The 18,960-nt window shown below is 51.3% G+C and carries 16 protein-coding genes; 8 read left to right on the top strand and 8 right to left on the bottom strand.

Translation table 11 applies throughout. The features are described from left to right. Positions 1 to 72: 72 nt before the first annotated feature. Both LQ901_RS03415 and msrB read right to left on the bottom strand, forming a co-directional pair. Positions 73 to 354: a YeaC family protein gene (locus LQ901_RS03415; RefSeq protein ID WP_010864151.1), complete on the bottom strand. Its 282-nt coding sequence runs from the start codon at positions 352 to 354 to the stop codon at positions 73 to 75. Between the two features lie 107 nt (positions 355 to 461). Beyond that, a complete protein-coding gene (msrB, locus tag LQ901_RS03410) occupies positions 462 to 866 on the bottom strand; it encodes a peptide-methionine (R)-S-oxide reductase MsrB (RefSeq protein ID WP_039045607.1) in 405 nt (134 codons plus the stop codon). A gap of 545 nt (positions 867 to 1,411) precedes the next feature. Between msrB and gap the strand changes: the two genes are divergently transcribed. From gap to LQ901_RS03385, 5 genes are all read left to right on the top strand, one after another. Continuing rightward, positions 1,412 to 2,407, top strand: a complete 996-nt coding sequence (gene gap / locus LQ901_RS03405; protein ID WP_010864153.1) for a type I glyceraldehyde-3-phosphate dehydrogenase — start codon at positions 1,412 to 1,414, stop codon at positions 2,405 to 2,407. A gap of 85 nt (positions 2,408 to 2,492) precedes the next feature. After that, the gene (locus LQ901_RS03400; protein ID WP_152136378.1) at positions 2,493 to 3,371 is read left to right on the top strand and encodes a D-hexose-6-phosphate mutarotase; all 879 of its coding nucleotides are present in this window, start codon (positions 2,493 to 2,495) and stop codon (positions 3,369 to 3,371) included. 463 nt (positions 3,372 to 3,834) lie between these two features. Continuing rightward, positions 3,835 to 5,769, top strand: a complete 1,935-nt coding sequence (locus LQ901_RS03395; RefSeq protein ID WP_010864155.1) for a PrkA family serine protein kinase — start codon at positions 3,835 to 3,837, stop codon at positions 5,767 to 5,769. Positions 5,770 to 5,829: 60 nt separating this feature from the next. Continuing rightward, positions 5,830 to 7,101: a YeaH/YhbH family protein gene (locus tag LQ901_RS03390; protein ID WP_010864156.1), complete on the top strand. Its 1,272-nt coding sequence runs from the start codon at positions 5,830 to 5,832 to the stop codon at positions 7,099 to 7,101. 12 nt (positions 7,102 to 7,113) lie between these two features. Next, positions 7,114 to 8,640, top strand: a complete 1,527-nt coding sequence (locus tag LQ901_RS03385) for a SpoVR family protein (protein WP_152136379.1) — start codon at positions 7,114 to 7,116, stop codon at positions 8,638 to 8,640. 212 nt (positions 8,641 to 8,852) lie between these two features. Here the strand turns inward: LQ901_RS03385 and fadR are convergent, their stop codons facing one another. Beyond that, complete coding sequence (fadR, locus tag LQ901_RS03380; protein ID WP_010864158.1) at positions 8,853 to 9,572, bottom strand: fatty acid metabolism transcriptional regulator FadR; 720 nt, start codon at positions 9,570 to 9,572, stop codon at positions 8,853 to 8,855. Positions 9,573 to 9,918: 346 nt separating this feature from the next. Between fadR and nhaB the strand changes: the two genes are divergently transcribed. Further along, positions 9,919 to 11,517, top strand: a complete 1,599-nt coding sequence (gene nhaB, locus LQ901_RS03375) for a Na(+)/H(+) antiporter NhaB (RefSeq protein WP_010864159.1) — start codon at positions 9,919 to 9,921, stop codon at positions 11,515 to 11,517. A gap of 168 nt (positions 11,518 to 11,685) precedes the next feature. Further along, complete coding sequence (dsbB, locus tag LQ901_RS03370; protein ID WP_039045574.1) at positions 11,686 to 12,216, top strand: disulfide bond formation protein DsbB; 531 nt, start codon at positions 11,686 to 11,688, stop codon at positions 12,214 to 12,216. Positions 12,217 to 12,283: 67 nt separating this feature from the next. Here the strand turns inward: dsbB and dusC are convergent, their stop codons facing one another. Together dusC and LQ901_RS03360 are read right to left on the bottom strand one after the other, a co-directional pair. Then, positions 12,284 to 13,252, bottom strand: a complete 969-nt coding sequence (dusC, locus tag LQ901_RS03365; RefSeq protein WP_152105460.1) for a tRNA dihydrouridine(16) synthase DusC — start codon at positions 13,250 to 13,252, stop codon at positions 12,284 to 12,286. 138 nt (positions 13,253 to 13,390) lie between these two features. Further along, positions 13,391 to 13,837 carry a YcgN family cysteine cluster protein gene (locus LQ901_RS03360; protein WP_152136380.1) on the bottom strand — a complete coding sequence of 149 codons (447 nt, stop codon included), beginning with the start codon at positions 13,835 to 13,837 and terminating at the stop codon, positions 13,391 to 13,393. A 217-nt stretch (positions 13,838 to 14,054) separates the two neighbouring features. Between LQ901_RS03360 and LQ901_RS03355 the strand changes: the two genes are divergently transcribed. Further along, positions 14,055 to 16,523 carry a YgiQ family radical SAM protein gene (locus LQ901_RS03355; RefSeq protein ID WP_152136941.1) on the top strand — a complete coding sequence of 823 codons (2,469 nt, stop codon included), beginning with the start codon at positions 14,055 to 14,057 and terminating at the stop codon, positions 16,521 to 16,523. Positions 16,524 to 16,641: 118 nt separating this feature from the next. Here LQ901_RS03355 and LQ901_RS03350 read toward each other — a convergent pair whose 3' ends face one another. The 3 genes from LQ901_RS03350 to LQ901_RS03340 form a co-directional block, all read right to left on the bottom strand. After that, the gene (locus LQ901_RS03350; protein WP_112865961.1) at positions 16,642 to 17,301 is read right to left on the bottom strand and encodes a fumarylacetoacetate hydrolase family protein; all 660 of its coding nucleotides are present in this window, start codon (positions 17,299 to 17,301) and stop codon (positions 16,642 to 16,644) included. 96 nt (positions 17,302 to 17,397) lie between these two features. Beyond that, positions 17,398 to 18,459, bottom strand: a complete 1,062-nt coding sequence (locus LQ901_RS03345; protein ID WP_152136382.1) for a lytic transglycosylase domain-containing protein — start codon at positions 18,457 to 18,459, stop codon at positions 17,398 to 17,400. A gap of 118 nt (positions 18,460 to 18,577) precedes the next feature. After that, a complete protein-coding gene (locus LQ901_RS03340; RefSeq protein ID WP_039045697.1) occupies positions 18,578 to 18,871 on the bottom strand; it encodes a YcgL domain-containing protein in 294 nt (97 codons plus the stop codon). Positions 18,872 to 18,960 lie beyond the last annotated feature (89 nt).

Genomic DNA, 18,960 nt, shown 5'->3' with positions numbered 1-18,960 from the left:
AGAAGCCGGTTAAGGACATTAACCGGCTTCTTGCATTAACAACGCGCGGCGACGCAATCGCGCCGTAATCAATTACTCATCAGACACCGAACAGGTCGGGATCACCTGCTCTGGCGTAAATTCGCGCTTTAACTCGGCCTTGGATTTCATCACCAGCAAGCCATCCGGGCCAATGGTCATGTGCTGTGGGTCGGGATTATTGCGCGCCTGCCAAATCAGCACCGCTTGCAAGCTGGTCTCTTTTTGTACCTCGGTCAGCGCCGTACCATCGGCCCACTTTCCGGTTTCCACCGCCTGCCGCAAGCGTTCATACACCTCCGGCGTCATCGCCGAAATCAGACTGTCCACATGCATGTTTTCACTCCTGAAATCACTGATTGTTGTGTTAAATCCTTTACATCCGTCATGGCCGGTATACAGCACTGACATCGCCGGCGCGGTGCTGTCAGCAAAACCTCGGCTTAGCCTTCAGTCACTTCACCGGTATCTTTATCGACAAAACTCAGCGCCACCGAGTTCAAGCAATAGCGCTCACCGCGCGGCGCCGGTCCATCGGTAAACACATGCCCTAAATGGGCATCACAATGCCGGCAACGGATCTCTACCCGCTGCATTCCGTGACTAAAATCATTCACATAGCGCACCGAATCTTCACTGAACGGCGCACTAAAACTTGGCCAGCCACAGCCGGAATCAAACTTAGCATCCGAGGTAAACAAGGGGCGATCACAGCACACACAGTGGTATACGCCGTTTTTGCGATTATGCAGTAAGCGTCCGGAAAACGGCGCTTCAGTCCCCTGCTCGCGACATACCCGATGTTGCTCCGGGGTTAAGCTGCGCAAAGGTGATCTCTTATCTGCCATATTTTCCCTCATACTTTCACTCATCGAATTTTATAGTACATAATGAAGCGTTATCTTTTTTTGACCGTCGGCTCAGCCGCGTAGTGCCCCATCGTAAGATGTAAATTAAGCGCGACATGTGCTCGGCAACGCGAAGCGGCAAATACACGTTAACCGCCACTATCACAGGTGCGCTTTGATGGCTTCTAGTGAAGGCTAAAGAGTAACTCCAACACCGTGGTAGAAAGCGCATGCCCGCTCGCGTTACCCGCGATTACTGGCGGTTAAATTTACTGAAAAATAAGGTGAAAGTGAGTTACATTTGCTTATCACGCCAAGAAACGTGATTGTAATCACAATAAACAAATCAAAACTGACTATACTAGGTAGCTCTATCGATTCAGCATGCTTAAATAAGCAAGGAATGAATGGGATGGAAAAGAAGAAATCTGTCTTTCTTTATGAGTTTCTGCAAAGTTTGACACATTTCCTCTTGACGGTTTGTAGGGTTTTTGTAAGTTTACAACCATCTTTTAATCAACGAACATTTTAGTTGGTGAATGCATATGTCTATCAAAGTAGGTATTAACGGTTTTGGCCGTATCGGTCGTTTCGTATTCCGTCTGGCTTGTGAGCGTTCTGACATCGAAGTTGTTGGTATCAACGACCTGATCGACGTTGAGTACATGGCTTACATGCTGAAGTACGACTCTACCCACGGTCGCTTCAACGGTACCGTTGAAGTTAAAGACGGCAACCTGGTTGTAAACGGCAAAACTGTTCGCGTTACCGCTGAGCGTGATCCTGCTAACCTGCGTTGGGGCGAAATCGGTGTTGACGTTGTTGCCGAAGCAACTGGTCTGTTTCTGACTGACGAAACTGCACGTAAGCACATCGCTGCTGGTGCTAAGAAAGTTGTTCTGACTGGCCCGTCTAAAGACGCTACCCCAATGTTCGTAATGGGTGTTAACCACGACACTTATGCTGGCCAAGACATCGTTTCTAACGCATCTTGCACCACTAACTGCCTGGCACCAATCGCTAAAGTACTGAACGACACCTTCGGTATCGAATCTGGTCTGATGACTACCGTTCACGCGACTACTGCTACTCAGAAGACTGTTGACGGTCCATCTGCGAAAGACTGGCGTGGTGGCCGCGGCGCGGCTCAAAACATCATCCCATCTTCTACCGGTGCGGCTAAAGCAGTAGGCGTAGTAATCCCTGAGCTGAAAGGCCTGCTGACTGGTATGGCGTTCCGTGTTCCAACTCCAGACGTATCTGTAGTTGACCTGACCGTTAACCTGAAGAAAGCTGCTACCTACGCAGAAATCTGTGAAGCAATGAAAGCTGCTTCTCAAGGCGCGATGAAAGGCGTTCTGGGCTACACCGAAGACGAAGTTGTTTCTACTGACTTCCTGGGTGAGCGTCAGACTTCCGTATTCGACGCTAAAGCTGGTATCCAGCTGACCGACAAATTCGTTAAAGTTGTATCTTGGTACGACAACGAAATGGGTTACTCCAGCAAAGTTCTGGATCTGATCGCTCACATCTCCAAGTAATCTATACTTGATTGAGCGAAAAAAAGGCGGCGCTGGCCGCCTTTTTTTATAGGTTTTTCTCACACCCTGTACTGACGGAAATGTGATGATGGATCGTTTCTTATCTTTGCCAGTTATTGAACAACTCTCCCCGTCGTTAAGCCTGCGCCGTAATGCGGAGCTGGATATCCTGGTTATTGATCACCCCAAAGCCCAAGCGGCCGTAAGTCTACAAGGCGCACAGTTGCTGTTGTGGCAACCGACAGGGCAACAACCGGTAATTTGGCTAAGCGAAAAGGCAGCTTTTGTCAGCGGTAAAGCCCTGCGTGGCGGTATTCCTATCTGTTGGCCGTGGTTTGGTCGTGTTGCCCAACCGGCGCATGGTTTTGCCCGTAACTTGCCGTGGCAATTACAACAGCATCAGGAAAACGATGAGACGCTGAGCCTGAGCTTAAACCTGACGGACAGCGCAGAAACCGATGCCTACTGGCCACATGCGTTCTCGCTGACCTTAGAGATCTCTGTGGGCGAGCAACTGACGCTGAGTCTGAACAGTAGCAGTAATGAAGAAGTCCGTCTGACCGGTGCTCTGCACACCTATTTTGCGGTGGGTGATATCGGTAAAACCAGCGTAGAAGCGCTCGGTAGCGAATACACTGATAGCCTGAATAAAGGCCAGAAAGTGGAAGATGCTCCGGTTCTGACCATCGAAGAGGGTGAAGCCATTGACCGCATCTACACGGCCGCCGAAGAAGCCTCTTTCATCCACGATGAAGCCAACCAGCGTGTCATTGTAGTTGAGCACCAAGGCAATAATTGTGTGGTAACGTGGAACCCTGGCAAAGAAGGGGCGCGCGGTATGGCCGATATGGCCGATGACGGTTATCAAACCATGCTGTGTGTGGAAACCGTTCTGGCCGGTACGCCCACCATCATCAATGCTCAGCATAGCCACCAGCTGCTGGCACGTATTCGCATCGCCTAACAGGCCGAATATCGCCTTCTCAGTAACGCTGCTTAACCCACAGGTATCAGCAGCGTTATGTTAGTACTTCCCCTCCTCCGTCTTGTACCACGCCACACATCACCCTCATTTAGCTGCCACGTTTAGCTGTCGCGGTCATCCATAAGCTATTTTCTGTTTTATCGCGGGCTCTGCTCTGTAAGCCGAAGTTTTTATTACTCATCGTCACATAATTTTTATGCTTGGATTTACTGCCAATCTGACATTTTTATGGCAGTTTTCTGACCGCGCCTGCATTTTGTACCAAAGCAACTGATAACGCTGGTTAAAGCACAGTGTTAAAAACGCGTTAAAAAACTTAGTTTTATTTGCATGAAATTCCGGCAGACCCGTCTAAGCTTAGTGAAGGGAACGTAACAATAGTGAATCAGAGCGAGTGAATCAGAGCGTTCCCATCTCGCATCCATCCTTGAGGGGTATCGCCATGAGTATCTTCGATCACTACCGTCAACGCTATGAAGCCGCTAAAGATGAAGAATTCTCCTTACAGGAGTTTCTGGATATCTGCCGTAACGACCACAGTGCGTATGCCAATGCGGCTGAACGGCTGCTGATGGCTATCGGTGAGCCTACCATGATCGACACCTCGGCCGATTCACGCCTGTCGCGCTTATTCTCCAACCGCGTGATCGCGCGTTATCCGGCTTTCGAAGAGTTTTATGGGATGGAAGAGTCGATCGAGCAGATCGTGTCCTATCTCAAACACGCAGCGCAAGGTCTGGAAGAGAAGAAACAGATCCTCTACTTATTGGGCCCTGTCGGTGGTGGTAAATCCTCACTGGCCGAGCGCTTAAAGAGCTTAATGCAGCAAACACCGATTTATGTGCTGACTGCCAACGGGGTGCGCAGCCCTGTCAACGATCACCCATTTTGCCTGTTTGATGTGAACGAAGATGGCCGCATTTTGCAGGAAGAATATGGCATTCCGAAGCGTTACCTGCGCAACATTATGTCGCCATGGGCGGCCAAACGCCTGCATGAGTTCGGCGGAGATATCACCCGTTTCAAAGTGGTCAAAGTGCGCCCTTCCATTTTGGATCAAATCGCCATCGCCAAAACCGAGCCGGGAGATGAGAACAACCAAGATATCTCCTCACTGGTCGGTAAAGTGGATATTCGCCAGTTAGAGCACTTTGCCCAGCACGATCCGGATGCCTACAGCTACTCAGGCGCACTGTGCCGTGCAAACCAAGGGCTGATGGAATTCGTGGAGATGTTCAAAGCGCCGATTAAGGTGCTGCACCCACTGCTGACCGCGACCCAAGAAGGTAACTACAACGGCACCGAAGGTCTGTCAGCACTGCCGTTTGAAGGCATTATTTTGGCGCACTCCAACGAATCGGAATGGGTGCAATTCCGTAACAACAAGAATAACGAAGCGTTCCTTGACCGTGTCTACATCGTCAAGGTGCCGTACTGCTTGCGCGTATCCGATGAAATTCGGATTTATGACAAATTACTGCGTAATAGCGAGCTGACCAGTTCACCTTGCGCTCCGGGCACATTGGAAACCTTGGCGCGCTTTACTGTCCTGTCGCGCTTGAAAGAAACAGAAAACTCCAGTCTGTACTCGAAAATGCGGGTGTATGACGGCGAGAGCCTGAAAGATACCGATCCGAAAGCCAAGTCCTATCAGGAGTACCGCGATTACGCCGGTGTCGATGAAGGGATGAACGGCCTGTCGACCCGCTTCGCGTTCAAGATTTTGTCTCGCGTGTTTAACTTTGACCACAGCGAGGTGGCCGCCAACCCGGTACATCTGTTCTACGTGCTGGAGCAACAAATCGAGCGCGAACAGTTCCCGCAAGAAATTGCTGAGAAATATTTGGAGCACCTCAAAGGCTACCTGATCCCGAAATATGTCGAGTTTATCGGCAAAGAGATCCAGACCGCCTATCTGGAGTCCTACTCTGAATACGGCCAGAACATTTTTGACCGCTATGTGGTGTACGCTGATTTCTGGATTCAAGATCAAGAGTACCGCGATCCTGAAACCGGACAGCTGTTTGACCGCTCATCCTTAAACGCCGAACTGGAGAAGATTGAAAAACCGGCCGGTATCAGCAACCCGAAAGATTTCCGTAACGAGATAGTCAACTTCGTACTGCGGGCGCGCGCGCATAACGGTGGTCGCAACCCGAATTGGACCAGTTACGAAAAACTGCGCACCGTGATTGAGAAGAAAATGTTCTCCAACACTGAAGAGCTGTTGCCGGTGATTTCGTTTAACACCAAAACCTCGACCGAAGAGCAGAAGAAACACGATGACTTTGTGCACCGTATGATGGAGAAAGGCTATACCAAGAAACAGGTACGCCTGCTCTGCGAATGGTATCTGCGGGTACGCAAATCATCCTGATCACCAGCTACGCTTAATAAATCCGCTTAATTCGTATGCGGAATAAGGTTGGGGGAACGTATGGCGCATTTTATTGATCGCCGACTGAACGGCAAAAACAAGAGCATGGTGAACCGCCAGCGCTTCTTGCGCCGTTACAAGTCGCAAATCAAGGAAGCGATTTCAGACGCAGTCAACAAACGTTCGGTCACCGATGTGAATAGCGGAGAATCGATCTCGATTCCGTCGCGTGACATCAGCGAACCGTTTTTACACCAAGGCAAGGGCGGGGTGCACGAGCGCGTGCACCCCGGCAACGACCAATTTATTGCCGGCGACCACATTGACCGTCCACAAGGCGGCGGAGGTGGCGGCGGCGGTGGTGAGGGGCAAGCCAGTCCAGACGGCGAAGGTCAGGACGATTTTGTTTTCCAAATCTCCAAAGATGAGTATTTAGATCTGCTGTTTGAAGATCTGGAGCTGCCGAATTTGCAGAAAAACCAGATCAATCAAATGATCGAATACAAAACGCATCGCGCCGGATTTACTGCCAACGGCGTACCGGCCAATATCAGTATTATCCGCTCGTTGCGTAACTCACTGGCACGGCGCACTGCCATGACTGCAGTAAAACGCCAGCAGCTGCGCGTGCTCGAGCAACAGCTCGACGACATGGAGCGCACTGAACCAGCGCGTCCACTGGAGGAAGAGCAAGTTCGACGCGAGATTAGCGAGCTGCGCGATAAAATTCGCCGCGTTCCTTTTATCGATACCTTTGACCTGCGCTACAAAAACTACGAGCGCCGTCCTGAACCCTCCAGCCAAGCAGTGATGTTCTGCCTGATGGACGTTTCCGGCTCGATGGATCAAGCCACCAAAGACATCGCCAAACGTTTTTATATCCTGCTGTATCTGTTTTTATCGCGGACTTATAAAAATGTGGAGGTGGTGTATATCCGCCATCACACCCAAGCCAAAGAAGTGGACGAACACGAGTTTTTCTATTCGCAAGAAACCGGCGGCACCATTGTTTCGAGTGCCTTGCGCCTGATGCAGGAAATCATGGAGAAACGCTATCCCGCGTCATTGTGGAACATCTATGCCGCCCAAGCCTCTGATGGCGATAACTGGGCCGATGATTCACCGCACTGCCGTGAGCTGTTGCAGCAGAAAATCTTGCCGTTTGTTCGCTACTACAGCTACATCGAAATTACCCGGCGCGCTCACCAAACCTTGTGGCGCGAATACGAACAGTTGCACGCTCAGTTCCCGAACTTTGCACTGCAGCATATCCGGGCAGTTGAAGACATTTATCCGGTATTCCGGGAGCTCTTCCGCAAGCAAGCCGCTTAACAGGGGGTGCGGATGCAAAACTATACAGAACAACCGCTGTCCGACGGGCCGGACTGGACATTCAATCTGCTGGAGCAATATCACCAAGAGATTGATCGGGTGGCTAAGCTGTATCGGCTATCCACCTATCCTAACCAGATTGAGATTATTACGGCCGAACAGATGATGGATGCCTATTCCAGCATCGGTATGCCCATTAACTACAACCATTGGTCATTCGGGCGCAAATTTATCGAAACCGAGCAAAACTACAAGCACGGCTATATGGGGTTAGCGTACGAAATCGTGATTAACTCCAATCCGTGTATTGCCTACTTGATGGAGGAGAACACCATCACTATGCAGGCATTGGTGATTGCTCACGCCTGCTATGGACATAACTCGTTTTTCAAAAACAACTATCTGTTTAAATCTTGGACGGATGCCAGCTCTATCATTGATTATCTGCTGTTTGCCAAACACTATATTTCTGATTGCGAAGAGAAATATGGCGTTGATGAAGTAGAGAAAATCCTCGATTCCTGTCATGCCTTGATGAACTACGGGGTCGACCGCTATAAGCGACCGCAGAAAATCTCTCTGCAAGAGGAAAAGGCGCGCCAGAAAAACCGCGAAGAGTATCTGCAAAGTCAGGTCAATGAGCTGTGGCGCACCATTCCGCGGCGGGAAAAAGACAGTGAACTGACTCAAACACGCTTCCCGCCCGAGCCGGAAGAAAACCTGCTCTACTTCATTGAAAAACACGCCCCACTGCTAGAGCCATGGCAGCGTGAAATCGTGCGCATCGTGCGAAAAGTCAGTCAGTATTTTTACCCGCAAAAGCAGACGCAAGTGATGAACGAAGGCTGGGCCACGTTCTGGCACTACAGCATTTTGAATCATCTATACGATGAGGGAAAACTCACCGATCGCTTCATGTTTGAGTTTTTGCACAGCCACACCAATGTGGTGTATCAACCGCCCTACAACAGCAAGTACTACAGCGGCATCAACCCGTATGCACTCGGTTTTGCCATGTTCCAAGATATCAAACGCATCTGTCAGGAGCCGACTGAAGAAGATCGGCGCTGGTTCCCTGACATTGCCGGCAGTGACTGGTTGGAAACCCTGCACTTTGCCATGAACAACTTTAAGGACGAGAGCTTTATCAGCCAGTTCTTGTCCCCAAAAGTGATGCGTGACTTCAAGTTCTTCGCCGTGCTGGATAACGATCGCAATAACTATCTGGAGATCCCGGCTATCCACAATGATGAAGGTTATCGTCATATTCGCGAGGCATTATCGGCGCAATACAACCTGAGCAATCTGGAGCCGAACGTGCAAATCTGGAATGTGGCGCTGCGCGGCGATCGTTCACTTACCCTGCGCCATGTGATGCACGATCGGATCCCGCTGGCGAAAAGTCGCAAAGAGGTGATGAAGCATATCTACCGTTTATGGGGCTTTGATGTCTATCTGGAAGAAGTTGGGCTAGATGGTAAAGCCGATATTATCGAGCGCTGTCCGCCACGTACCGGTGAAAGCGGTTTTCAGATTTAACTTGAGACCAATGCCAAACCCATAGATCGCGTGCAAGCAACGGTACAAGCAACTTATCGCACCGATTCACGAACATCGTCACTGACCGGCATAAAACGTAAAATATAAAAAAGGTGAGTCTGGGACTCACCTTTTTTTGTTTCGCTTTCTTGTTTAACTTTCTTCTTTATCGGTCTTGCATCTTATTGCGCAGTTTGCAGATTCCGCGTTGTTTAACGGCGCAATTCCGCGATATCTGATGGGATATCAGCGCGCATACCGTGCCAAATCAGGCCACTGTCGATGCCGTACTGACGTACCAGCGTAAAGATGCTTTCCAGCTCTTTGCGCTCACACATGTCCGCCAGCTCACCGTAGAACTTGGCCGCCAGACGACGGGCATCCACATTAGAGAAGTAGTACAAGCCAACACGGGTATACAACCCACGCAGACCGTTGATAATCAGACCATAAATCGGGTTACCGGATGCAAATGCCAAACCTTGGAAAATACGGTAGTCCAAATCGGTATAGGCATCCGCCGTATCGGCAGTCGTATCGGTTTCGCGCAGCAGCTCTAATGCGCGCTCAGGGTTATTGCGCAGTGCGCTGCGGATATAAATGGATGAAATGTTAGTGCGGGCAGACAGCAGATTATCAATCAGTTGCGGGACACTGTCATGGTCAAGCCGAGCCAATGTTTCCAGAATATTCAGGCCGGAGGTTTCCCAGAAGTTATTCACCTTGGTGGGTTTACCATGCTGAATAGTCAGCCAGCCATCACGCGCCAGCCGCTGTAATACCTCACGCAGTGTGGTACGGGTGACCCCGATCAGCTCAGATAACTCGCGCTCTGCCGGTAAAATCGAGCCGGGCGGAAAACGGTTGTTCCAGATGCTTTCAACAATATACTCTTCTGCGAATCCGGCGGGGCTTTGAGCCTTAATTACCATGATATGCGTTATCCATCTATTATATTTTTTGCTTACCATCTCATCATACCAGATGACGGCGAATGTAATAGCTATTCTGCATACGAAAAGTACAAGATTTATGCATTATCCCGCAGGTTCAGTGGTAAATGACTACTTATGCATCATGATGAGTGCAAGTCACTGCCCCTACCTCACCTATCCCGCAAAACACAATGTAACAATTTGTTTTTATTAACCTCCTGTCCAATACACAGCTAGACTGAGCTATGTCAATTTGCCATGCTAATAACGTTATACAATTAACCCTTGTTACATTTTTTCATCTGACCCTTTTTACGCACCGTTTGATTACGAGAAAATATCAATGGAAATCACGTTTTCTCGAGCATTCCTTAAGAACTTCTTAGGCAAAGCTCCTGACTGGTACAAGTTAGCCATTATTTGCTTCCTGATCCTAAATCCGATTTTGTTCTTCTTCGTTAACCCGTTTGTCGCTGGGTGGGCGCTGATTGCCGAATTTATCTTCACCCTAGCAATGGCGCTGAAGTGCTACCCGTTGCAGCCAGGTGGTTTGCTGGCCATTGAAGCGGTAGCCATCGGCATGACCAGTGCTGACAGTGTCAAGCACGAACTGGTTTCCAATATTGAAGTCCTGTTACTGCTGGTCTTCATGGTGGCCGGTATCTACTTCATGAAACAGCTGCTGCTGTTTGTGTTTACTAAGTTGCTGTTGAATATCAGATCAAAAATTACGCTTTCGCTGTCATTTTGCTTTGTAGCGGCATTTTTATCTGCTTTTCTCGATGCACTGACCGTGGTTGCGGTAGTTATCAGTGTGGCGGTCGGCTTCTACTCGATTTATCACCGCGTGGCATCAGGCGACAATTTTTCTGGCGAACACGACACCAGCAATGACAGTCAACTGACTACCGCAGAACGTAAAGCGGACTTGGATCGCTTCCGTGCCTTCCTGCGTAGCCTGATGATGCATGCGGCCATCGGTACCGCCCTTGGCGGCGTGATGACCATGGTCGGTGAACCGCAAAACCTGATTATCGCTGAACGCGCTGGCTGGCACTTCGGTGAGTTTCTGATCCGTATGGCCCCCGTGACCGTACCGGTATTCTTTTGTGGAATGCTGACTTGCTACATGGTCGAGCGCTTTAAGGTGCTGGGCTACGGCGAAGAGCTGCCAGCAAGCGTGCGTCAAATCCTGACCGATTACGCCCACCAGCAAGATGAGCGCCGCACCAAGCAAGACACCATGAAACTGATCGTACAAGGATTGATCGGGGTCTGGTTGATTTTGGGTCTGGCACTACATCTGGCAGCCGTTGGCCTGATTGGTCTGTCGGTGATTATTCTGGCCACTTCACTGTGCGGTATCACCGATGAGCACGCGCTGGGTAAGGCATTCCAAGAGTCCCTGCCGTTTACTGCCCTGCTGACCGTTTTTTTCGCGGTGGTATCGGTGATTATCGAGCAAGATCTCTTCAAGCCGATTATCGACTTCGTACTTCAAGCCTCACCGTCTAACCAGCTGACGTTGTTCTATTTGTTCAACGGTTTGCTGTCATCCGTTTCTGATAACGTGTTTGTGGGCACGGTGTATATCAACGAAGCGAAAGCGGCGCTGCAACACGGTGTAGTGAATCTGGAGCAGTTTGAGCTGCTGGCGGTTGCCATTAACACCGGTACTAACCTGCCGTCAGTAGCCACACCAAACGGACAAGCCGCGTTCTTGTTCCTGCTGACCTCAGCACTGGCGCCACTGATCCAACTGTCATATGGCCGGATGGTAGTCATGGCGCTGCCGTATACCATCGTACTGACACTGGTTGGTTTGTTCTGCGTGGAGTTTGCTCTGCAACCAATGACCGAGCTGTTTTATCATTGGGGATGGCTGTCTAACGAAGCGGCTAGCCTGCTGCTGAATGCCGCGCCGGCTGTCAGCGGTCATTAATGGCGAAAGCTTACCGCGAGGCGCTAACGCATAGCTTGAGTGCCTAGCATCAGGTAGGGAAAACCTGCCCCACAGGCAGATTCGCACAATATTTTATCTAAAGGCTCTGTTTTCAGAGCCTTTTTTATGTGTAAACTGCTGCCATCTCTTCGGACGGAATCAACAACAATGTGGGATAGTTTATACCGCTTTTCTACCGGTCGTCTGGCATGGTTTCTGATGTTTTTAACCACGCTCGGGCTGGAATTGACCGCGCTGTTTTTCCAGCACATCATGCTGCTGGAGCCGTGTGTGATGTGTATTTATGAGCGAGTCGCCCTGTTCGGCATCATGGGTGCGGCGCTGCTGGGGTTGTGTAACCCGAAACAACCGGCTATTCGCTGGTCAGCATTAGTGTTATGGATTTACAGTGCATGGCAGGGATTACTGCTGGCTTGGGAGCACAATCAGCTGCAGGTGAACCCTTCCCCATTCCAGACTTGTGATTTTATGGTGCGTTTCCCGAGCTGGTTACCGCTGAATAAGTGGATGCCGGGGATCTTTGAAGCCTACGGCGATTGCGCGCAAGATCAGTGGCACTGGTTAGGTCTGACGATGCCGGGCTGGCTGATTGTAGTGTTTGCCGCCTACCTGATTGTGGCCATTGTGATTGCGCTGGGCATGGCCATTGGTAAAGAAAAACGCTCCATGTGGCGTTAATCTCTGACTCTGCAATGAAAAAATGCCGCACTAAATGCGGCATTTTTTATGTTCACCAGACGCTGGATTACTGCGCATGCAGTGCATCTTGCAGTAATTGGCTCATCTCACCGACACTTTGCGCGGTGCGGATCTGGCTAAACAGGCTATCGGCTTGTGGATACTGACGGCGTAAATAGCTAAACCACTGCTTAATGCGGGCCGAGTGATAAAAGCCTTTATCGCCCGCTTTCTCCAAGGCGGTATACGCTAGCAGTAGCTGGATCACCTGCACCCAGCGCAGAGCCGGCGCATCATATTTAATGACATTGGCCAGATTAGGCAGATTCAGCGCCCCACGTCCAACCATCAGATCGCGACAACCGCTCACCCGCATACACTGCTGGGCACTGGCGTAATCGGTGATCTCACCGTTAGCAATCACCGGAATCGACAGCCGCTGCCGGATCTGAGCAATCGCCGGCCAATCAATACGATCTGCTTTATAGCCATCCGCTTTGGTGCGGCCATGCACAGCAATCTCGGTTGCACCGGCTTGCTGCACTGCATCGGCGATTTCGAGACTGTGCGCCGTGCTATCCCACCCCAGACGGACTTTTACCGTCACCGGATGAGTCATCGGCACCGCCTCGCGCATCGCTTTGGCCGCGCGATAAATAAGGTCGGGATCTTTGAGCAATGACGCACCGCCATCACTGCCGTTGACCTTTTTCGACGGACAACCGCAGTTCAAATCCACACCCTGTGAGCCCAACGCGACGGCACGCGCCGCGTTTTCCGCCAGCCATTGCGGTGACTGACCGAGTAGCTGCACCCGCACGGGTGTACCCGATGAGGTAAACCCGCCCTGATGCAGCTCGGGGCACAAGCGATAATAGACATGCTCCGGTAGCAACGAATCCACCACGCGCACAAACTCGGTGACACACAAATCGTAATCATTGTGCCGCGTCAGCAAATCACGCAGTTGCGGATCGAGCACCCCTTCCATCGGGGCCAACACCACGCGCCCAACGCTGATAAACTCATCCTGCATCCATGCTGTCTCTTGCGTTGAGGCAATACCCGTGCAAGTTGACGTGAGCGGGCTGTCTGTTAGAGAACTGCCTGTTAGAGAACCGTCTGTTAAAGAGCGTTCTGTTAACGAACGCTCAGTGAGTGAGCCGTGCATAACTTAACGAACCCATTTAGGCTTATTCGTGATGTGCTCTTCCCAATCAATCACATCAATTTCATACACACACTGGTCACGCACCGAAATACCGGCGTCATGCATGCTTTCCGAGGTACCGGAGACCAGTGGATGCCACGCAGGCAGACCTTTCCCCTCATCCAACAGACGATAGGCACAGGTTGCCGGCAGCCACTCAAAAGTATTCATATTTTCACGAGTAAGCTTGATGCAATCCGGCTCCAGCTCAAAACGGGTGGCATAGTTGCGGCACTGGCAGGTATGCAGATCCAGCTGATCGCAGGCCACGTTGGTGTAATACAGCTCATCCGTATCCGCATCAATCAGCTTGTGCAGGCAGCACTGCCCACAGCCGTCACACAGGGCTTCCCACTCTGCGTCGGTCATTTCATCGAGGGTTTTGGTTTGCCAGAACACTTGCTCAGTCATATTTTTAATTACTTATGGTTTATCTTTAATCAGATGAAAAATTACTCAGGCTCAGCCGGGTGGACGTTTATAACGGCTTGGCTGCCAAGTTGCAAGCCATTGCCCGAGATTCCACGCCCAAGGCCAAAAGGTGATTCGCGCCTGTGCAATAAACAGAGTATAATCGCGCGCTTTGCATACGCCGCACGTCTTTGACTAACCGGAGCGATAAGTCACCATGAGTACCAGTTTGATCCAGCCGGAACGTTCTTTATTCTCTTACCCACGTTATTGGGCGGAGTGTTATGGAACCGCACCGTTTCTTCCCATGTCCCGCGAGGAGATGGATCAGCTAGGCTGGGACAGTTGTGACATCATTATCGTCACCGGTGATGCCTATGTGGATCACCCGAGCTTCGGCATGGCCATTATCGGCCGAATGCTGGAAGCGCAAGGTTTCCGCGTCGGTATTATCGCACAACCGGACTGGACCAATAAAAACGATTTCATGAAGCTCGGCAAACCGAACCTCTTTTACGGGGTGACCGCCGGTAACATGGACTCGATGATCAACCGTTACACCGCCGATCGCAAACTGCGTCATGATGATGCCTACACGCCAAATAATGAAGGCGGTAAGCGCCCAGATCGCGCGGTATTGGTGTACAGCCAGCGTTGTAAAGAAGCCTACAAAGATGTGCCGGTAGTGATTGGCGGTATCGAAGCCAGTCTGCGCCGTATCGCGCACTATGATTACTGGTCTGATACCGTGCGCCGCTCCGTGTTGGTCGACTCCAAAGCAGATTTACTGATTTACGGTAACGCCGAGCGCCCACTGATTGATATCGCCCACCGCTTTGCGGCCGGTGAAACCATCGAACAGATGCAGGATATCCGCGGCAGCGCGGTAATGCGCAAAGAAGCGCTGTATGACTGGAAAGGTGTCGACTCAACCCGTATCGACAAACCAGGCCATATCGATCCTATCCCTAATCCATATATGGAAGATGCGCCTTGCAGCGATAACGGCGCGGATAACAGTGTGCAACCCGCGCAGCCTCAGGCCAAAGCCGTAGTCGTACAGCCGCCACGGCCAAAACCGTGGGAAAAAACCTATATCCTGCTGCCATCTTACGAAAAGGTGAAGAGCGACAAAGTGATGTATGCTCACACCTCGCGGATTTTGCACCATGAAACCAACCCGGGCTGCGCCCGTGCGCTGATGCAAAAACATGGCGACCGCTATGTGTGGATCAATCCGCCAGCCATTCCACTCACCACCGAAGAGATGGACTGGGTATTTGCCCTGCCTTACCAGCGGATTCCACATCCGGCGTATGGCAAGGCCAAGATCCCGGCCTATGACATGATCCGTTTCTCGGTCAATATTATGCGCGGTTGCTACGGTGGTTGCTCTTTCTGCTCTATTACCGAGCACGAAGGTCGCATTATTCAAAGCCGCTCGGAAGATTCCATCATTTCCGAGATTGAAGAGATCCGCGATAAAGTGCCGGGCTTTACGGGCGTGATTTCCGATCTGGGTGGCCCAACCGCCAACATGTATATGTTGCGCTGCCAAAGCCCGCGCGCAGAACAAACCTGTCGCCGTGCCTCTTGCGTCTACCCGGATATTTGTCAGCACATGGATACTAACCATGAGCCAACCATTAAGCTGTATCGCCGCGCCCGCGATCTGAAAGGCATCAAGAAAATTCTGATTGCCTCAGGGGTACGTTACGATCTGGCGGTACAAGATCCGCGCTACGTTAAAGAGCTGGCGAAATACCACGTCGGTGGTTATCTGAAGATTGCACCGGAGCATACCGAAGAAGGCCCGCTGTCCAAGATGATGAAACCGGGGATGGGCTCTTATTACCGCTTTAAAGAGCTGTTTGAACAGTACTCTAAAGAAGCCGGTAAAGAGCAATATCTGATCCCGTACTTCATCTCAGCGCACCCAGGTACCCGCGATGAAGACATGGTCAATCTGGCGCTGTGGCTGAAGAAGAACCGTTTCCGTTTGGATCAGGTGCAAAACTTCTATCCCTCACCGCTGGCTAACTCCACCACCATGTATTACTCCGGTAAAAACCCGTTAGGGAAAGTGGATTACAAGAGTGAAGATGTTGCCGTAGCGCGTGGTGAGCGTCAGCGCCGCCTGCACAAAGCGCTGCTGCGCTACCATGACCCTGCCGGCTGGCCGATGATCCGCGAAGCGTTGCGTGAAATGAGCTTGATGCGTTTGATTGGTACCGGTCCACAACATTTGATCCCGCCGGCTTCCGCGCGTGAGATCCAGCAAAACGGCAAAACTGGCGCCAAAGGGGTGCGTACCGCGCTGACCAAGCATACCGATATCGGCCATCAGCGCAGTAACGGAGCCGGTAATAGCCAGCAACGCGGTAACCGCCAAGAGCAAGCCGGTAAAGGCCGTCCGGCCAATGGCGCATCTGCGTCCACGAAAGGTGCCGCCGCAGCCCCCAAAGGCGCGAACGGACGTAAACCGGTCGGACAGTCTGGCAAGCCAGCACCGCAAAGCAAAGGCGCGTCACACGGAAAAGGCGCGCCGTCTGCAGGCCAAGCACCACGCAATGCCAATGGCGCACGCGCCAATAGCAAGAATGGCAAGTCAGCACCGGCCAACCGTCAAGGTGGTAAGCCGGCCGCTAAAGGTGCCGCTGGTCAACGTCGTCAAGACCGCGCCTAAGCACAGATAAGCCGGAGTTAGCAACAAACTCAGTACACAAAAAAGCCCGCTGCTGCGGGCTTTTTTATTGTCGGCTAGCTTGCGGTTTAACCCGCATGACAGAACACACCGCCAGAGCTTAGGCTCGCACGCGGGTCTGTAATGTGCGTCCGGCAAAGGTGAAATTGAGCACATCCCCCACCAGCAATGGCCCCACCCCTTCAGGCGTGCCAGTTAAAATTACATCCCCCGCTTTGAGGGTAAAAAAACGGCTCATATAACTGATAAGCTCCGCCACTGGCGTGAGCATACGCGCGGTATTGCCTTGCTGACGCAGCTCGCCGTTAACCGTTAAGGAAAACGCCACGGCCATCGGCTCGCTGATATCTGAGGCGGGAATAAAACCCGATACAGGGCAAGAGCCATCAAAGGCTTTGGCCTTTTCCCACGGTCGGCCAGTGCGCTTACATTCGCTTTGCAGCTCGCGCAGCGTCAAATCCAGTGCCAACCCGTAACCAGCAACGCCTAACATTGCTTGCGCAGGAGTGACTTTCTGTAAAGTCGCGCCAATCAATACCGCCATTTCAGTTTCATGGTGCACCTCGCCATACCCTTGCAACAAGGTCAGCGGATGGCGCAAATCACACAGCGCGGTATCCGGCTTCAAAAACAAGACCGGCTCAGCTGCTGCAACACTGCCCATCTCCTGAATATGCGCAGCGTAGTTTTGCCCGACACAAACCACCTTGCCGACCGGAAAATCAATCGGATTTCCCTGCCAGTCCGTATGCTGATACATCATGCCTCCTTAAATGATGTGTCCGTTGCAACCTTACGCCGCATGCATGTCATGCCCACCATGCTTTAACGCTAACTGAACCGATAACAGCGCCGCTTAAGGCGCGACAATCGCATCGGCCAGCATGCCAACGCTGGTGGCAAAATAGTACGAGCGGTTCCAGTGCATCAATGTGCGATAATTGTTGTATACCAGCATTGCTTGGGCGCTGTCATCATCCGGGATCACTAACCACGCTTTTCGCTGTGGATGAGGCAAGGCAGCACCATCCGCTAAACGCACGCCGAGAGCCTGCCACTTGGCCACCGTTTTCCCCTGCTCGGTCTTGGTGCCTGCCAAGGCCGATGATAATCCCGCCGGTAAGCGCACTTTCATCCCCCAACTTTGCTGATCGTTCCAGCCCTCGGTGGCCAGATAGTTGGCGGTTGAGGCAAACACATCCGCCACATTGTTCCAGATATCTTTGTGACCATCGCCATCACCGTCAGCGGCATAGGTCAAAAAGGAGGTCGGCATAAACTGGCACTGCCCCATCGCCCCCGCCCATGAGCCTTTCATCAGCTCCGGTGCGATATGACCTTGTTGCTGAATTTTGAGCGCAGCCATCACCTGTTTGGTGAAAAACGCTTGGCGACGCCCTTCAAACGCCAGCGTAGAGAGCGCCGAAATCACATCTTCGTTGCCAGTATAACGGCCAAAACTGCTCTCTGAGCCCCACAACGCCACGATGTATTGCGGCTGTACACCATATTCACGGCCAATGCGCGTCAGCAGCGGTTGATACTGCTGATACATCTCACGGGCTTTTTTGATTTTGGCCGGGGTCAGGCTTTTTTGCAGGTATTGCGATAAGGTCAGCTTAAATTCTGGCTGGCCGCGATCAGATTGCACCGCACGCTCCAGAAAATACACGTCGGCAAACCCGCGCTCTACGGTCTCCGGCGCGAGCCCTTCGGCAATGGCTTGCTGTTTGAGTTGTTCAATAAAAGGGGCAAATCCTTCGGGAACGGGCATTTGTTCTGCCGATGAGGAATTGGCTTTATCGGCATTGGTGGTGGCCGGCGCGCGCTGTTGGGCCGTATTTTCAGCCGCCGTCGTCGTCGCACAGCCGGATAAGATCAGGCTCAATGCCATAACAGACAGAATCGTTCTTCTCATGTGCAGCCGTCCTCACAGCTCGATGGTGAGCAATATCCGCGGCCGCGAAGAGATCCGACTCCGGCACGCGGAGATTTATGCCTGAATGAATCAGTTCACTGAGTTTTTTCGGCGTCGTCTAGTCGTCGTTTTGTTTTTCAGTGTGATTATTTTCTAAACAATGCTGTTTTAATAAGTTTTCTTTTGGCGGCGGTAACTGTAAATAAAAACCCTGTTCAGTCAGACAGGTTTTCAATTTATTTAAATCGATATTAACAAGACGCTTTGATCCATCCAGAGGAAAAAGCATGACTAATTGCGGCTTTCCAAAACCTCGCAATAATTCCTCAGGAACACGAGAAAAGTCGTCTCTTTTCTCTACATATAAATAGGTTTCTTCGCGTCTTAAACTTTTGTAGATTGCGCACCACATCTCGACTGAATCCCTCATGTTCTCTTGCGTAAGCAGGGTTGTGACTATAACATGTTAAGGATAAATAAATTATATTCTTGTCGTGCCGA

The sequence above is a fragment of the Plesiomonas sp. PI-19 genome, from assembly GCF_021368255.1.
Taxonomy (GTDB): Bacteria; Pseudomonadota; Gammaproteobacteria; order Enterobacterales; family CAMTGL01; genus Plesiomonas; species Plesiomonas shigelloides.
Note: the sequence above shows the minus strand (reverse complement) of the source record. Positions and strands in the feature narration are given on the sequence as shown.

What these genes read in the sequence shown, in the direction of transcription:
- LQ901_RS03340 (WP_039045697.1), bottom strand. Translation starts at nt 18,871, where the DNA reads ATGTGGTGCGCAATCTACAAAAGTTTAAGACGCGAAGAAACCTATTTA.
- dusC (WP_152105460.1), bottom strand. Translation starts at nt 13,252, where the DNA reads ATGCAGGATGAGTTTATCAGCGTTGGGCGCGTGGTGTTGGCCCCGATG.
- msrB (WP_039045607.1), bottom strand. Translation starts at nt 866, where the DNA reads ATGGCAGATAAGAGATCACCTTTGCGCAGCTTAACCCCGGAGCAACAT.
- LQ901_RS03360 (WP_152136380.1), bottom strand. Translation starts at nt 13,837, where the DNA reads ATGACTGAGCAAGTGTTCTGGCAAACCAAAACCCTCGATGAAATGACC.
- LQ901_RS03355 (WP_152136941.1), top strand. Translation starts at nt 14,055, where the DNA reads ATGAGTACCAGTTTGATCCAGCCGGAACGTTCTTTATTCTCTTACCCA.
- LQ901_RS03385 (WP_152136379.1), top strand. Translation starts at nt 7,114, where the DNA reads ATGCAAAACTATACAGAACAACCGCTGTCCGACGGGCCGGACTGGACA.
- gap (WP_010864153.1), top strand. Translation starts at nt 1,412, where the DNA reads ATGTCTATCAAAGTAGGTATTAACGGTTTTGGCCGTATCGGTCGTTTC.
- dsbB (WP_039045574.1), top strand. Translation starts at nt 11,686, where the DNA reads ATGTGGGATAGTTTATACCGCTTTTCTACCGGTCGTCTGGCATGGTTT.
- LQ901_RS03390 (WP_010864156.1), top strand. Translation starts at nt 5,830, where the DNA reads ATGGCGCATTTTATTGATCGCCGACTGAACGGCAAAAACAAGAGCATG.
- LQ901_RS03415 (WP_010864151.1), bottom strand. Translation starts at nt 354, where the DNA reads ATGCATGTGGACAGTCTGATTTCGGCGATGACGCCGGAGGTGTATGAA.
- LQ901_RS03345 (WP_152136382.1), bottom strand. Translation starts at nt 18,459, where the DNA reads ATGAGAAGAACGATTCTGTCTGTTATGGCATTGAGCCTGATCTTATCC.
- LQ901_RS03395 (WP_010864155.1), top strand. Translation starts at nt 3,835, where the DNA reads ATGAGTATCTTCGATCACTACCGTCAACGCTATGAAGCCGCTAAAGAT.
- fadR (WP_010864158.1), bottom strand. Translation starts at nt 9,572, where the DNA reads ATGGTAATTAAGGCTCAAAGCCCCGCCGGATTCGCAGAAGAGTATATT.
- LQ901_RS03400 (WP_152136378.1), top strand. Translation starts at nt 2,493, where the DNA reads ATGATGGATCGTTTCTTATCTTTGCCAGTTATTGAACAACTCTCCCCG.
- nhaB (WP_010864159.1), top strand. Translation starts at nt 9,919, where the DNA reads ATGGAAATCACGTTTTCTCGAGCATTCCTTAAGAACTTCTTAGGCAAA.
- LQ901_RS03350 (WP_112865961.1), bottom strand. Translation starts at nt 17,301, where the DNA reads ATGTATCAGCATACGGACTGGCAGGGAAATCCGATTGATTTTCCGGTC.